The sequence below is a fragment of the Kribbella swartbergensis genome, from assembly GCF_054784135.1.
Genome location: NZ_BAAGPM010000007.1, coordinates 396,705 through 411,898 on the forward strand (window position 1 = coordinate 396,705; position 15,194 = coordinate 411,898).

12 protein-coding genes are annotated in these 15,194 nt (G+C 69.3%); 9 read left to right on the top strand and 3 right to left on the bottom strand.

What is annotated here, in order from left to right:
• Positions 1 to 23 precede the first annotated feature (23 nt).
• Positions 24 to 641, bottom strand: a complete 618-nt coding sequence (locus tag ACYVOK_RS03430) for a hypothetical protein (RefSeq protein ID WP_460660737.1) — start codon at positions 639 to 641, stop codon at positions 24 to 26.
• Positions 634 to 2,556 carry an acyl-CoA dehydrogenase family protein gene (locus ACYVOK_RS03435; RefSeq protein ID WP_460660738.1) on the bottom strand — a complete coding sequence of 641 codons (1,923 nt, stop codon included), beginning with the start codon at positions 2,554 to 2,556 and terminating at the stop codon, positions 634 to 636. The genes ACYVOK_RS03430 and ACYVOK_RS03435 overlap by 8 nt, the downstream gene beginning before the upstream one ends.
• A gap of 100 nt (positions 2,557 to 2,656) precedes the next feature.
• Here ACYVOK_RS03435 and ACYVOK_RS03440 point away from each other — a divergent pair, with 100 nt between their 5' ends.
• The 9 genes from ACYVOK_RS03440 to ACYVOK_RS03480 all read left to right on the top strand — a co-directional run bounded on the left by ACYVOK_RS03440 (position 2,657) and on the right by ACYVOK_RS03480 (position 14,104).
• Complete coding sequence (locus ACYVOK_RS03440; RefSeq protein WP_460660739.1) at positions 2,657 to 3,052, top strand: TOBE domain-containing protein; 396 nt, start codon at positions 2,657 to 2,659, stop codon at positions 3,050 to 3,052.
• Positions 3,052 to 3,825 carry a molybdate ABC transporter substrate-binding protein gene (modA, locus tag ACYVOK_RS03445; RefSeq protein WP_460660740.1) on the top strand — a complete coding sequence of 258 codons (774 nt, stop codon included), beginning with the start codon at positions 3,052 to 3,054 and terminating at the stop codon, positions 3,823 to 3,825. The genes ACYVOK_RS03440 and modA overlap by 1 nt, the downstream gene beginning before the upstream one ends.
• Positions 3,822 to 4,628, top strand: a complete 807-nt coding sequence (gene modB, locus ACYVOK_RS03450) for a molybdate ABC transporter permease subunit (protein WP_460660741.1) — start codon at positions 3,822 to 3,824, stop codon at positions 4,626 to 4,628. The genes modA and modB overlap by 4 nt, the downstream gene beginning before the upstream one ends.
• Positions 4,625 to 5,686 (top strand): ABC transporter ATP-binding protein, encoded by a 1,062-nt coding sequence (locus ACYVOK_RS03455; RefSeq protein WP_460660742.1) that lies wholly within the window; start codon positions 4,625 to 4,627, stop codon positions 5,684 to 5,686. Before modB ends, ACYVOK_RS03455 begins: the two co-directional genes overlap by 4 nt.
• Positions 5,687 to 5,929: 243 nt before the next feature.
• Complete coding sequence (gene lanKC, locus ACYVOK_RS03460) at positions 5,930 to 8,512, top strand: class III lanthionine synthetase LanKC (RefSeq protein ID WP_460660743.1); 2,583 nt, start codon at positions 5,930 to 5,932, stop codon at positions 8,510 to 8,512.
• A 3-nt stretch (positions 8,513 to 8,515) separates the two neighbouring features.
• The gene (locus ACYVOK_RS03465) at positions 8,516 to 8,650 is read left to right on the top strand and encodes a SapB/AmfS family lanthipeptide (RefSeq protein WP_132210032.1); all 135 of its coding nucleotides are present in this window, start codon (positions 8,516 to 8,518) and stop codon (positions 8,648 to 8,650) included.
• Positions 8,651 to 8,829: 179 nt separating this feature from the next.
• The gene (locus tag ACYVOK_RS03470; RefSeq protein WP_460660744.1) at positions 8,830 to 10,761 is read left to right on the top strand and encodes a prolyl oligopeptidase family serine peptidase; all 1,932 of its coding nucleotides are present in this window, start codon (positions 8,830 to 8,832) and stop codon (positions 10,759 to 10,761) included.
• Positions 10,758 to 12,410 carry an ABC transporter ATP-binding protein gene (locus tag ACYVOK_RS03475; protein WP_460660745.1) on the top strand — a complete coding sequence of 551 codons (1,653 nt, stop codon included), beginning with the start codon at positions 10,758 to 10,760 and terminating at the stop codon, positions 12,408 to 12,410. The genes ACYVOK_RS03470 and ACYVOK_RS03475 overlap by 4 nt, the downstream gene beginning before the upstream one ends.
• The gene (locus tag ACYVOK_RS03480; RefSeq protein WP_460660746.1) at positions 12,407 to 14,104 is read left to right on the top strand and encodes an ATP-binding cassette domain-containing protein; all 1,698 of its coding nucleotides are present in this window, start codon (positions 12,407 to 12,409) and stop codon (positions 14,102 to 14,104) included. The genes ACYVOK_RS03475 and ACYVOK_RS03480 overlap by 4 nt, the downstream gene beginning before the upstream one ends.
• Here the strand turns inward: ACYVOK_RS03480 and ACYVOK_RS03485 are convergent.
• Positions 14,083 to 14,682, bottom strand: coding sequence for a response regulator transcription factor (locus ACYVOK_RS03485; protein WP_460660747.1), 600 nt, complete (start codon positions 14,680 to 14,682; stop codon positions 14,083 to 14,085). The two genes, ACYVOK_RS03480 and ACYVOK_RS03485, sit on opposite strands and share 22 nt — an antisense overlap.
• Positions 14,683 to 15,194 lie beyond the last annotated feature (512 nt).

The window sequence follows — 15,194 nt, forward strand, 5'->3', positions numbered from 1 at the left end:
CGCGACCACCGGGTCTTCGGCAGCTAGTACGGGTAGGTGTCGTCGCGGCGGGTGGGGTCCATGTCCCACAGCGAGAAGTCGACGATCTTGTGGGACTCTTCGCCGCCGGCGGGGGTGAGACCGGCGTTGTCGTAGTCCTTGGAGCCGAGGCCGTCGAGGTAGCAGAGCAGCTCGAACGCCGACTGGGCGTCCTCGATGTCGTCGACGACCTCGTCGTTCTGCGCCTCGTCGGCCCGGCTCCGGACGTACCGCACGAACGCCTCGGGGTCCGTCACCACGAAGTCGTACCGCGCCTGGTAGCTGAGCCGGATCCCGTCCTCCGGCAGCAGCGGCTCCTCCAGCTCGTCGAGGTCGTCGCCCTCGACCATCTCCCGGTAGTCCTCGGGGTCGTCGAAGTCGTCCGGCCCGAGCGGCAGGTCGTCGAGCTCGTCGGGATCGTAGGAGTCGATCCCGAGGAAGATCTCACCCCAGCCTCGTTCGTGCACGGCATCCGCGAGCGCCCGGGCCTGGACCCGGACGTTCTCGATGGCGCCGGTGGCCCGCAGGTCGTGCAGGTCCAGAGCGTCGGCCTGCTCCAGCAGCACCCGGGCGAGTTCACGGGCGGCCTCGGCGGCCGACGCGGGTTCGATCGGCTCACTCATGCTGCGACGGTACAACCATCGGCACCTCCACTGCCGAGCCCGGTACGCCGAACGCGTCGACAAGCTCCACCGCGACCGGCCGGACCGCGGCGCACAGCTCGTTCACCAGCGCGGTGATCGCCTTGGATCGGCCCGGCGACAGCCGCCCGTGCTCGAGGTACCAGGCCCGCTCCGCCTCGATCGTCGCCAGCGCGTGCAGGTCGTACACGTCCTTCAGCAGTTCGCGAAGCTCCTCCGGCGCGTCCCGTACGGCGGCCTGGAACGCCTCGAGGACGACGCGGTCCACGTGCGCCCGCCCGGCCGCGATGACATGGTCCTGACACCGGTTGAACACCTCGAACGGTTCGTCGCCCGCATCGATCCCCGCCCTCAGCCGGCGCGCGACCCCGGACAGCATGTGCTCCTCCCGGAACCGCAGCATCCCGGAGTGGTACGCGTCGTCGCGCAGTCCCGCATCCGGGTCGGCCGAGTCGCCCCGGTTCGGTACGACGTCGCGCAACCGCTCGATCAACGGCCGCAGGGCCGCCTTCTCGACCGCGATCTCCACCGCCTGTGCCGCGATGAACCGGGCCGTCCCGAGCGGGTCGAGCTTGCCGAACGACTCCCGGTAATCGGTCAGCAACCCCTTGGCGACCAACTGCAGCAGGACCGTGTTGTCCCCTTCGAAGGTGGTGAACACATCGGTGTCCGCCTTCAGCGTCGCCAGCCGGTTCTCCGCCAGGTAACCGGCGCCGCCGCACGCCTCGCGACAGGTCTGGATCGTCTCGGTCGCGTGCCACGTCCCGAGCGCCTTCGTCCCGGCCGCCTGCGCCTCCAGCGCTCGCCGGTCGTGCTCGTTGCTGCTGTCGGCGAAGATCCGGACGAACTCGTCGACCAACTCCGCCTGGGCGAAGTGCAGCGCGTACGTCCGGGCCAGTAGCGGCAGCAGCCGCCGCTGATGCATCCGGTAGTCCAGCAGCAGCGCCTCCTCGGCAGTCCCCGGGGCACCGAACTGCCGCCGCTGGGCGCCGTACCGGATCGCGATCGTCAGGGCGACCTTGCTCGCGTTGATCGCCGCGCCACCCACCGACACCCGGCCCTGCACCAGCGTCCCGAGCATCGTGAAGAACCGGCGGTCCGGGTTGTCGATCTCGCTCGTGTAGTTGCCATCGGCATCGACCTGGGCGTACCGGTCGAGCAGCGCGTCGCGGGGCACCCGGACCTGGTCGAACACGATCCGCCCGTTGTCCACCCCGTTCAGCCCGAGCTTGGGCCCGCAGTCCGACAACGTCACGCCGGGCATCGGCTTACCGTCCTCCGACCGGATCGGAACCAGCAGGCAGTGCACGCCGTGGCTCTCACCGCCGACCACGAGCTGCGCGAACACCGCCGCCATCCGCCCGTGCCGCGCCGCGTTGCCGATGTAGTCCTTCCGCGCCGCCGGGGTCGGGGTGTGGACGACGAACTCCCCGGTCGCGGCGTCGTACGTCGCCGTCGTACCGAGGGCCTGGACGTTCGAGCCGTGTCCGGTCTCGGTCATCGCGAAGCAGCCCAGCAGCCGCCCGCTGATCGCGTCGGCCAGGTACTGCTCGTGGTGCCGCTCGGTCCCCAGGTGCAGGATCGCGCCGGCGAAGAGGCCGAACTGCACCCCCGCCTTCACCATCAGCGAGAGGTCCCCGAAGGCGAGCGTCTCGAACCCGGCGATGAACCCGCCGAGGTCGCCCTCACCGCCGTACTCCTTCGGGAAGCCGCGCGCCGGGTGGCCCTCCGCCGTGATCCGCTGCAGCAGCTCGAGCACCTTGTCGCGATACTCGTCCCGCGGCAGCTTGACGGCCAGGTGGAACAGCTCCGCGTCCGCGCCGAGCCCCGCGCGCACGACGTCCCGCGCCGCCTTGTGCGGCCCGTCCAGGTAGTCCCGCAACCCCGATGTCCTCATGCCCCTAACCTATGCGGCTTCGCAGGCACTTTCCGTCACTACTGCGTGACTGTGGAAAACCGACGTCGGAACCCGCATCTGCGGCATTACACTGTGGATCGTGCCGAATTTGCGGATCAGTGAGGCGGCCGCGCTGCTCGGGGTCAGTGACGACACCGTCCGGCGCTGGGTCGAGCAGGGCCGGCTGCCGGCGGTCCTGGGCGGCGCGCGGATGGCGATCGACGGCCGCGAGCTCGCCGCGTTCGCCCAGAAGCTGGCGGAGTCACCGGAGCCGGGCGCCACCGCCGCAGCCTCGGCGCGCAACCGCATGCGGGGGATCGTCACGCGCGTGCTCAAGGACGGCGTGATGGCTCAGGTCGAGATGCAGGCCGGGCCGTTCCGGGTCGTCTCGCTCATGAGTCGCGAGGCCGCCGACGAACTCGGTCTGGAGCCCGGTGTGGTCGCGGTCGCCTCGATCAAGTCCACCCATGTCGTCGTCGAGATCCCGGAGGCCTGATGTTCCGTCGTACCGCGGTCGCCGTCGTCGCGGCCGTTGCCGCGCTCACCGTCGCAGGCTGCGGTGATGACAGCTCGGCCGCCTCCGGAGATTCCGGTACGGCGACATTGTCCGGGACCGTCAACGTGTTCGCGGCCGCCTCGCTGACCGGCTCTTTCACCCAGCTGGGCAAGGACTTCGAGAAGGCGCATCCGGGGGTGAAGGTGGTGTTCAACTTCGCCGGCAGTTCGGCGCTGGCGCAGCAGATCAACCAGGGCGCCCCGGCGGACGTGTTCGCCTCGGCCGCGCCGAAGAACATGGACCAGGTGACCGACAGGAACACTCCGGCGACGTTCGCACGGAACAGGTTGGAGATCGCCGTACCGATCGGGAACCCGGGCAAGATCACCGGGCTCGAGGATTTCGCGGACAAGGACAGGAAGATCGCGCTCTGCGCCGCACAGGTGCCGTGCGGAGCGGCGGCGGACGCGGTGTTCAAGGCGGTGGGGATCACGCCGCAGCCGGACAGCCTCGAGCAGGACGTGAAGGCCGCTCTGACGAAGGTCAGCCTCGGTGAGGTCGACGCGGCGCTCGTCTACAAGACCGACGTACTCGCCGCCAAGGACAAGGTGGAAGGCATTGCGTTCCCGGAGGCCGGCAAGGCGATCAACGAGTACCCGATCGCCACGCTGACCGAGGCGAAGAACCCTGACGGCGCCAAGGCCTTCGTCGACTACGTCCTCTCCGACCAGGGCAAGGCAGTCCTCACCACTGCTGGCTTCGAAGCGCCATGAGTCGTCGGAGCAGGAATACGAGCGGGCGGCTGCCCCTCGTGCTCTTGCTGCCGGCTCTGCTCGGGCTGGCGTTTCTGCTGGTCCCACTGATCGGGCTGCTCGCCAGAGCGCCTTGGTCGACGCTGCCGAGCCGTCTGTTCAGTGCGGATGTCTGGACGGCTCTGCGACTGTCGCTGGTGTGTGCGACGGCTGCCACTGTGCTCTGCTTGCTGCTGGGTATTCCGCTGGCCTGGCTACTGGCTCGGGGATCTCTGCCTGGCCGGGGCCTCATCCGGGCGCTGGTGACGGTCCCACTCGTGCTGCCGCCTGTGGTGGGCGGTGTAGCGCTGCTGCTTGTGCTGGGACGCCGTGGACTGATCGGAGAGCGGCTGGACCTCTGGTTCGGGTTCTCGCTGCCCTTCACGACGGCTGGAGTGATCGTCGCGGAAGCCTTTGTCGCCATGCCCTTCCTGGTGATCTCGGTGGAGGGCGCATTGCGTGCTGCTGATCCCCGCTACGAGGAGGCTGCGGCGACACTCGGTGCAGGTCGTTGGCTGACGTTCCGGCGCGTCACACTCCCGTCCATTGCGCCGGGTGTGGTGGCGGGCGCCGTACTGTGCTGGGCTCGCGCGCTAGGTGAGTTCGGCGCCACCATCACGTTCGCCGGGAACCTGCCGGGCCGCACGACGACCATGCCGCTCGCGGTGTACTTGGCGTTGGAGACCGACCCCGACGTGGCCGTCGTCCTGAGTCTGGTGCTCCTGTTCGTCTCGGTCGTCGTACTGGCGACTCTCCGCGAGCGTTGGATCAGTGGTCTTCGATGACTCTGTACGCCGACGTGCGGGTGGCCCGCGGAGCCTTCAACTTGGCCATGGAGCTGACGATCGAGCCTGGTGAGGTTGTCGCGTTGCTGGGGCCTAACGGCGCCGGCAAGACCACAGCGCTTCGTGCGATCGCCGGCCTGCTGCCGCTGGGCGGCGGTCGGATCTGTCTGGGTGACGAGGTCTGGGACGAGCCCCCGCGGGTCTTTCGTACGCCGGACCGGCGGCCGATCGGTGTGGTGTTTCAGGACTACCTCTTGTTCGACCACCTCAGCTGTCTGGAGAACGTGGCGTTCGGTCTGCGCGCTCGCGGAGTCGACAAGCACACTGCTCGCGCTGAGGCCGCCCGGTGGCTCGACACCGTCGGACTGTCGTCGTACGCCCGTAGCCGCCCACGCTCGTTGTCCGGCGGCCAGGCTCAACGGGTGGCCCTGGCCCGGGCACTGGCGACAGACCCGGAGCTGCTGTTGCTGGACGAGCCTTTGGCCGCCTTGGATGCCAGTACGACGCTGCACGTGCGTGCTGAACTCGGTCAGCACCTGCAGCGCTTTCCTGGCTGCACTCTGCTCGTCACGCATGATCCCTTGGACGCCATGGTGCTTGCGGACCGCTTGGTGATCGTGGAGAACGGGCGGGTGGTCCAGGAAGGCCGACCGACGGACATAGCTCGCCGGCCGCGCACCGACTACGTGGCACAACTCGTCGGCCTCAACCTCTACCGAGGCACCGCCTCCGGCACGACCGTCGCGTTGTCGGACGGTGGCACCATCACGCTCGCCGAGCCGACCACCGGGCCGGTCCATGTCGCGTTTCCACCCACTGCAGTCAGCCTCTACCCGCAACCCCCGTCCGGCAGCCCTCGCAACACCTGGCCGGCCGTCGTCACCGGCATAGAACAACACGCCCACACAGTCCGAGTCCGCCTGACCGCGACCCCCGCCGGCCCCACCACCGTCCTGGCCGACATCACCCCCGCCGCAGTAGCCGACCTCCACCTCACCCCGGGCCAACCCCTCCACGCCACCCTCAAAGCCACCGAAATCCACACCTACCCCAGCTGACGAGACCCTAGCTACGAGCGAGGATGCCGGGAGTTACGGGTTGTGATGGCACTGCTACGAATTGACATGGTGTTACGGGAGGTTTTGCGCTCGAATCCTGCGGTGCGGTAACGAAGAGTGTTTAGTTACTCACTCGTAGTGTGTGGGTTCTTCACATCAGAGTGATGACATCGTGCACTACGCCGGTCCCCGGTCGGCTGCCCAAGATGTGCGGGGCACCACGAGAAGGGGGGTCGGACGGTCATGCGTGACGGAGCGCAGGAAAGCTACGAGTTCTATTGCCTGGCGGATCGGACGTTCTACGAGACGCCGGCCAATCGTGGTGCCGAGCACCCGGACTTCGCGTTGTGTGCGCGCCAGGTGCCGGACGGCTGGCAGCACGTGCAGGGCGAGACCTGGATGCACTACGCGCCGGCCGACCTCCACCTGCCGCCGCAGGGGTGGAAGATCCATGTGTCCGCGCGGCTCGCCGATGTCGAGCGGACGCTGGAGGCGGTGTGGGACTACTGCGTCCCGCGCGGCATCGCGTTCAAGTTCCTGCGCAACGAGCCCGTGCTGGTGATGGTCAACTCGAAGTCCGCCCCGCGCGGTTCGAGCGGCAAGCTGGTGACGATCTACCCGGCGGACGAGGCGCAGCTCGAGCTGGTCCTCAAGGAGCTCGACGACGTCCTCGACGGCGTCAAGGGCCCGTACATCCTGAGCGACCTGCGGTACGGCGAGGGCCCGCTCTTCGTCCGGTACGGCGCCTTCGTCAGCCGGTACTGCCTGTCGCCGACCGGTGAACGCGTCCTCGCGATCGAGGACGACCAGGGCAGGCTCGTCCCGGACCACCGCGGTCCTACGTTCTCGGTGCCGCCCTGGATCACACTGCCCGCGTTCCTGCGGCCGCATCTCGACGCCCGCAACGCGGTCACCACCGACGACCTCGCGTACACGATCGCGGGCGTCATCCAGTTCTCCAACGGCGGCGGGGTGTACGTCGGCCACCACAACGAGACCGGCGAACGCGTCGTGCTCAAGGAGGGCCGTCCGTACGCCGGTCTCGACATGGCCGGCCGCGACGCGGTCGCCCGGATCAGCCACGAACGCGACATCCTCGAGCAGCTCGACGGCCTGGACGTCGTACCGAGGATCCACGACTACCTGCAGCTCGGCGACCATCACTTCCTGGTGCAGGAACACATCGACTCGGTGTCCCTGCAGCGGGAGTTGGTACGGCGGTATCCGCTGACCCACCCCGATGCGACCGAGGCCGAGAAGGCGGAGTACGCCGGGTGGGCGACCCAGATGGTCACCAGGCTCGAGGACGCAGTCGGTCAGCTGCACGACCGCGGAGTCGTGTTCTGCGACCTGCACCCGGACAATGTCCTGCTCGACGCCGACGGCGGGCTCAAGCTGATCGACTTCGAGGTCGCGACCAGAGCCGAGGACAGAGCACGGTCGACACTCGCCCACCCGGGTTACGCGGCGCCGCCGGATCGCCAGGGTGTCGACGTGGACCGCTACGCCCTGGCCTGCGTCGCCCTCGGCGTCTACGCGCCGCAGGCGACGATTCTGCTGAATCTCCGCCCCGGCAAGGCGTTCCAGCTCGCCGACATGATCACCGAGACCTTTCCGGTGCCCAGGGCAACGATCGACGAAGCGGTCCGTACCGTCACCGGTCCGGACGCGACGGACGAGCTGGCCGACGTCGCACTTCCCGGCAAGGCCGCCTGGAGCGACGTGCGCGAGGCGCTCACCAAGGCCATCGTCGCCAGCGCGACGCCCGAGCGGGCCGACCGCCTGTTCCCCGGCGACATCGCGCAGTTCCGCGCCGGCGGCGGCATCGACATCGCGACCGGAGCCGCGGGAGTCCTGTACGCACTCGCGAAGACGGGCGCCGGACGGTTCCCGGAGTACGACGACTGGCTGCGCAAGCGGACCCTGGACACCGAGTCCGGGCCCGGCCTGTACGACGGCCTGCACGGAGTCGCGCACGTCCTCGACGAGCTCGGCTACCGCCAGGACGCGTTGGACCTGGTGGACCGCACTCTTGCCGACGACTGGAGCTCCCGCGAGCTCGGCTTGCACTCCGGCCTCGCCGGTATCGGTCTGAACCTCCTGCACTTCGACACCGAGCCGTCTCTGCGCGCCAAGGCGGTGCGGGTGCTCGACCTGGTCGCGGATCGGCTCGGCGACGAGAACGACGTACCGGAGATCAGCGGCGGTCAGCATGCGCGGGCCGGGTTGATGTACGGGTCGTCGGGTCCGGCGCTGCTGTTCGTGGAAGCGTACGAGCGGCTCGGTGACACCGGCCTCCTCGACCTGGCCGAGATCGCACTCCGGCAGGACCTGAGGCGAACCGTCCGCACCGACGACGGCATGCGCCAGGTGAACCAGGGCTGGCGGACGCTGCCGTACCTGGAGGAAGGCTCGGCCGGTGTCGCGCTCGTCCTCGAGCGGTACCTGCGTCATCGACCGTCCGACGAGCTCATGACCGTACTCGACGAGCTCAAGACGGTGACGCACTGCTCGTACTACGTCCAGCCCGGCCTGTTCATGGGCCGCGCCGGTCTGCTCCTGACCGCTGCGGCACTCGGCGAGGAGCAGGCGACGGTCGGCGACCTGGTGTACGGCCTCGGCTGGCACGCGATGCCGTTCGCGGGCGGCCTCGCGTTCCCCGGCCACCAGTTGCTCCGGCTGTCGATGGACCTGGCGACCGGATCGGCCGGCGTCCTGCTGGCTCTGGGAACCGCGCTGCACGACGCGCCGGTGTCCCTCCCGTTCCTCGGACCTCCCCAGTGGTCCGAGTCTCTGTCCCGACGATTCACACCGAAGGAGGTGTAAGACATGGCACTTCTCGACCTTCAGGGCCTCGAGACCCCGGGCTACGGCGGCGGCCACCACCACGGCGGCTCGACGCTGACCGTGCTCGGCTGCGCTTCGCAGCGCCCGAGCAACCTGAGCCTTCTGCTCTGCCACTGATCGGTGCCTGGGCAACCAGGTTCCGAAGGCCCTGGGTGGGCGGCATACCCACCCAGGGCCGAACCTGCATTCAGCCCGGTCACCGGATCAGCGGAGCAGCCGGCCGGCCATCGGGCCGCAGCGCTCGCCCGCTCGGTCCGTACGCCCCCGCGTTCTTCTGATCGGAAGGAGCACCGCAGTTGTCCGACTCCGTGCAGTCCTATCCATGCGCCGAGCGGCTCCCGCTCGTGGAGCAGGTGCACGGCCACACCGTCGCGGACCCGTACCGCTGGCTCGAGGACGCGACGTCCGCCGAGACCCGGCAGTGGCAGGCGAGCCAGGACGAGCTCTGGCTGAACCACGCCGCCGGCCTCCGGAGCCGGTTCCGTTTCCGTAACCGAGTGACGACCCTGTCGAACGTCGGCAACGTCTCGACACCGACGTGGCGCGGCGGCCGTTGCTTCACTCTCCGCCGAGGCCCAGGACAGCAACATCCGATCCTGTACGTCGACCAGACGGTCCTCGTCGACCCGATGCGGCTCGACCCGTCCGGCCTCACCACTCTGGACAGCTGGCAGCCCTCCCCCGACGGCAACCTCGTCGCGTTCCAGGTCTCGCGGGGCGGCGACGAGCAGTCCGTCCTCCACGTCCTCGATGTCACCACCGGACGACTCGTAGACGGTCCCATCGACGGCTGTCGCTACTCCCCGATCGCCTGGCTCCCGGACGGGAAGTCCTTCTACTACGTGCGTTTCCGCCAGGTACGGCGCCACGTCGTCGGCACACCCGACGACACCACGGTCCTGTCCGGCGAAGCGTCGTACGGCTTGGAGATCAGCAACGACGGCCGCTGGCTCACGATCTCGGCCGTCCGCGGTACGGCGAACGACCTGTGGCTCGCCGACCTCAGCACCGACGCGCCGCCCACCCCGATCCAGCAGGGCATCGACGCGCTCACCGTGATGTCGGTCGGGCCCGACGGCCGCCTGTACGTCGTCACCACGAAGGACAGTCCGACCGGCCGGATCTGCGTCGGCGATCCCGTCGATCCACTGGTCTGGCACGAATTCGTCGATCCCGGCGTACCACTGACCGGACTCGCGATCCTGGACGACGTACTGCTCGTCAGCACCACCAGTGAGATCGCGATCCACGATCTCGACACCGGCCGGCGGATCGGCGACGTCGACCTGCCCGGGGTTGGCTCGATCGGCTCGCTGAGCGCCCGCCCGGACGGCGGCAGCGAGGCCTGGTTCAGCTGCACCGACAGCGTCACCCCGTCGGCGGTCTACTGCTACGACCACACCACCGGCCGGACGACGCTCTGGTCGCAAGCACCGGGCGCACCAGCGGAAGCCGAGACGCACCAACTCACCTGCACTGCGCCCGACGGCACAGAGCTCCAACTCCTGGTGACCACGAAGCCGGGGCACACGGGCCCTCGGCCGGCGATTCTCTACGGGTACGGCGGTTTCGGCCAGTCGCTCACACCGACGTACTCCGCCTTCACCCTCGCGTGGGTCGAGGCGGGCGGCGTCTTCGTGACGGCCAACGTCCGTGGTGACGGAGCATCCCACCGAGCCGGCATTCTCGACCAGAAGCAGAAGGTCTTCGACGACTTCATCGCCGCGGCCGAACACCTGGTCGCGGAAGGCTGGACCACCACCGACCAGCTCGCACTGTGCGGCGAGTCGAACGGCGGCCTGCTCGTCGCGGCCGCGCTGACCCAGCGGCCGGAGCTCTTCGCCGCGGCTGTCTGCTCAGCCCCACTGACGGACATGGTCCGCTACGAGCTGTCAGGTCTCGGTGAACGCTGGGTGCCGGAGTTCGGGACCGTCAAGGATCCGCAGCAGTTCGAGGACCTGCTGTCGTACTCGCCGTACCACCGGGTGACCGACGGCGTGAAGTATCCGGCCGTTCTGCTCACCGCGTTCGGCAACGACACCCGCGTGGATCCCTTGCACGCAAGGAAACTCACCGCTGCACTTCAGCACGCTACCGCGGGTCCGCGACCGGTGCTGCTCAGGTTCGACCCGGACGCCGGACACGCGAGCGGTTCGGCCGGCCAGGGCATCAGCCTCGCGGCGGACATGCTGGCGTTCATCGCCGAGCAGACCGGGCTGGACTCATGATCACCTTCGGTGCGGTGGTCAAACGCGGCCGGGGCTGGTTGCCACTCATCGGCTTGAACGCCCTCATCGGCAGCGGGGTGACGCTCGCCCTGCCGGCCGTCCTCGGCCGTTCGGTCGACTCGATCGTGGCAGGCACCGACTACCGGCAATGGCTGACCGTTGCAGCGGGTCTCATCGCGCTGGGGATCGCGGCCAGCCTCGTCGACGCCTTCGCCGGCGCCGCGTGTGTCGCCGAGACCACAGCCTGGCTCCGGCACCGCCTGGTCAGACAGATCGTCCGCAGTGGTCCGGAAGGCACCCGCGACTTCGAGACCGGCGATCTCGTCACCCGCGTTTCCGCGAACGCCACCGACGCCGCCCAGGCCGGCCCGGCCGCCGTCACCGCGATCGCCGCCGTCGCACCGCCCGCCGGAAGTCTGGTCCTCCTGGCTGTGATCGATCCTTGGCTCGCCGCGGCCTTCTTCTGCGGCGTGCTGCTCGTGATCGCGGTCCTCTGGACGTTCGCACGCCGTACGGCGGACGTCAGCCTCTCGTACCAGGAGACGCAGGGACGGATCGCCTCGCTCCTGTCCGAGTCACTGACCGGGATCCGCACGATCACAGCCGCCGGTACGACGGGCCGCGAGGAGCGTCGCATCCTCGGTCTGCTGCCCGAGCTCCACAAGCACGGGGTCGTCACCTGGCGGATCCTGGCCCGATCCGGTGCGCAGGCCGCGGTCGTCGGTCCGCTGGTCCTGGTCGCCGTACTTGCCGTCGGCGGTCTCCAGCTGGTGTCCGGCAGGATCACGGCCGGAGAGCTCTTCGCGGCATCGCAGTATGCCGTTCTCGGGGCCGGACTGGGCAACCTGACCGGCGTCATCGGTGAGATCGCTCGGGCGCGCGCCGGGGTGCACCGCGCGGCCGAAGTCCTGTCGGTGGACACGGTCGCCTACGGAACGCTGCCGCTTCCGAGTGGCCCGGGTCAGTTGACGTTCGACGGTGTGAGCGTGGTCGCGGGCGGGAATGTCCTGCTGGACAACGTGAATCTCGACCTGCCCGGTGGTGCGACCGTGGCCGTCGTCGGCCCGAGTGGAGCGGGGAAGTCCGTGCTCGCCGCCGTCGCCGCTCGGCTACGTGACCCGTCGGCCGGGCAGGTGTCCTTGGACGGCGTACCGCTGCAGGCTGTCAGCAAGCGGGCGCTGCGGACCGCGGTCGGCTGTGCCTTCGAGCGTCCGCAACTCGTCGGCCGGACGATCGGTGACGCGATCGAGCCGACGGCGGTCAGCCCGGTGCGTACGCTCGCCGCCGCGCGCGCCACCCACGCCCACGACTTCGTCAGCCGGCTGCCCGGCGGCTACTTCACCTCGTTGCGCAAGGCACCGATGTCCGGTGGGGAACGGCAACGGCTCGGGCTGGCCAGGGCCTGGTCGGCGAACCGTCTGCTGGTGCTGGACGACGCGACCTCGAGCCTCGACACCGCGACCGAACTGCAGATCAGCCGCACCCTCACCGAGGACCGGCACCACCGCACCCGGCTCATCATCACCCACCGCCCGGCCACCGCCGCCCGGGCCGACCTCGTCGTCTGGCTCGACCGCGGCCGAGTCCGCGCCGTCGCCCCGCACACCGACCTCTGGCAGCTCGCCTCGTATCGCGAGGTCTTCGGTTGAGACGTGAACTGACGTACGGCGCCGCCGCGCTGCGGAATCGGTCCACGCTGAAACTGGTGGCGTGGTCGGTGCCGGAGATTCTGCCGACCGCGGTCTACGGCATCGCGGTCGCGCAGGCGACCGACAACTTCCTCGCCGGGCACGCCTGGCAAGGGATCGCCTGGCTCGGCGGCCTGGTCGTTGCCGCGTGCCTGGGCTCGGCCGGCGCGAAGCAGGTCTACGGCCGGCTCGGCGATCTGGTCGAGCCCGTGCGGGACGATCTGGTACGGCGGGTCGTCGCCGGCGCACTGCGGACGGGTGACGACAGTGCCGTGGCCAGGCTCAACCGGCAGGTCGAGATCGTCCGCGACACGTTCGCCGGGCTCGTCCTGGTGATCCGCAGTTTCGCTGTCACGTTGTTCGGCGTTCTGGCCGGGTTGCTGTCGTTGGCGCCGGTGGTCGCGGCGTTCGTCGTACCGCCGTTCCTGCTCGGGTTCGCGTTGTCGCTGGCGGTGTTGGGCATGGCGGCGGACCGGGTGCGGGCGTCGCTGCAGGCCGACGAGGAGTTGGCGGCCTCGGCCGGGATGGTGTTCGGCGGCGTACGGGACATCACTGCGAGCGGGACGGAGGAGTACGCCGAGCGACTGGTCGGCGAGCCGATCGAGGCACATGCCGCCGCGGAGCGCGCACTGGCGAAGGTGGCGGCCCTCAGGACGTTGTGTTTCGCGGTCGGTGGGTGGTTGCCGTTGCTGATCCTGTTGGCCATCGGGCCGTGGCTGGTCGGGCGCGGGGTGAGCACGGGCACACTGCTCGGCGGGCTCACGTACGTGCTGATCGGGCTGCAACCGGCGCTCAACACGGTGCTGAGCGCGTTGGGCGACAGCGGTCTGCGGTACGTCATCACGCTCGGGCGGATCCTGGACGCCGCGGCGCCGGCCGAGCGGCCGCGGCGGATCGATGTCGTGCAGGGGTATCACCTGCGGATGCGCGGATTGACCTTTGCGTACGGGCCCGGCGCGGAGCCGGTGCTCGACGATCTCGAGCTGACCGTGGACGAGGGTGAGCATCTTGCCGTGGTCGGACCGAGCGGGATCGGGAAGTCGACGCTGGCCGGACTCATCTGCGGCATGCTCGAACCGACGCGGGGACGGCTCTTGCTGGGCGACGTACCGCCCACCGAGGTCACGCCGGAGCGATTGGCGGCGACCCGGGTCCTGATTCCGCAGGAGGCGTACGTGTTCAGCGGGACGGTGCTGGACAACCTGACCTATTTGTGGCCTGACGCAACCAGGCGTGCGGTCGAGGCCGCCATCGACGCGATCGGCGCGGGTGCGTTGGTCGAGCGGATCGGCGGGTTGACGGCGGAGGTGAAGCCGAACGAGTTGTCCGCGGGCGAACGGCAGCTGGTCGCGCTGGTCCGTGCGTACCTGTCGCCGGCGCCACTCGTCGTACTCGACGAAGCGACCTGCTTCCTGGACCCGGAGGCCGAACGCCGGGCCGAGGAGGCCTTCGGCAAGCGCGGCGGCACGCTGATCGTGATCGCGCACCGGATCAGCTCGGCCCTGCGTGCGCGGCGGATCCTGGTCCTGGACGGGAACAAGGCAACGATCGGCACCCACGCGATGCTGATGCGAACGTCTCGCCAGTACCGCGAGTTGCACGGGCACTGGTCGCCCTCGAACACCGCTCGGCGTCAGATCCAGCCGGCGTCCTGAGCCTTCCGGATGGCCTCGATCCGGCTGCGCGCGCCGGTCTTGGCGAGGATGCGGGACAGGTAGTTGCGCACCGTGCCGGTGCTCAGGCTCAGCGTCCGGGCGACCTCCTGCGCGGTCGCTCCGGTGGTGACCTGGCGGAGCACCTCACACTCGCGGTCGGTCAGCGGGTTGTCACCGGCCTTCAACGCGGCGACGGCGAGCCGTACGTCGACCACGGGCAGACCCTTCGCCACGTCGCGCACCGCCTGCACCAACTGGTCGGTCGTCGCGTCCGTCGCGATCAGACCGATCCGCGGCGCCTGCTTCACCAAGGCCAGGCTGGTCGCGGCGATGGCCTCGTGGTCGATCAGGACGAGGACGCCCCGACCGGTCAGTTTCCGGCACAGGTCCTCGGTCCGGATCCGGCCGGGCAGCTGCGGATCGAGCAGTACGACGTGCGGCCGCCGGCCCGCCACCTGCAGGACGTCGTCCGTGCGGTCCAGCTCGGCCACCACGTCCAGATCGTTCTCCCTTGCCAGCACCGCGGCCAGTGCACCACGCACCAATGTGCCGCGATGGCCGAGAGCCACTCGGATCACCGCTCGCCCCCATCACGTCCGTCGCCTCATCCACCGGCCACCCCCGCCGACAGCCCGGACGGCGGTGCCCGTGCTTCATCAACGACTCACCCGCCCCGATGACACGCACGAATCCGGCCGGCTGCCCCGCTTCCGCGCCTGGGTGACGGGCAAACCGATCAGTTCCCGAGACACCGGGCGTCCACGAGTCGACCCGGTCCAGACCCTGAAAACTGGGTACTTCCCAGCCCGTGACGACCCTGTTCACGGGTGTTTCAAACGGCCGACTGAACACCTGGGGTGAGCCCGGAAACCGTTCTGTTGTTGGGCTTTCGGTAGGTAAGGCGCAGAAAAATCCGGGGCAGATTCGGGGAATGGTCTTGCGTTCGAGGCCTTGGTCCCCCAGGATGACTCAGGTCGCGTCGTTACCGTGGCGTGACCATTCGGACGCTGGTCCGTGACCTGTCCGGATGCCCCTCCCCTGCACGGGGGGCCTGGTGAGTTCCACCATGCCCAAGCTCACGAGGAGCGCG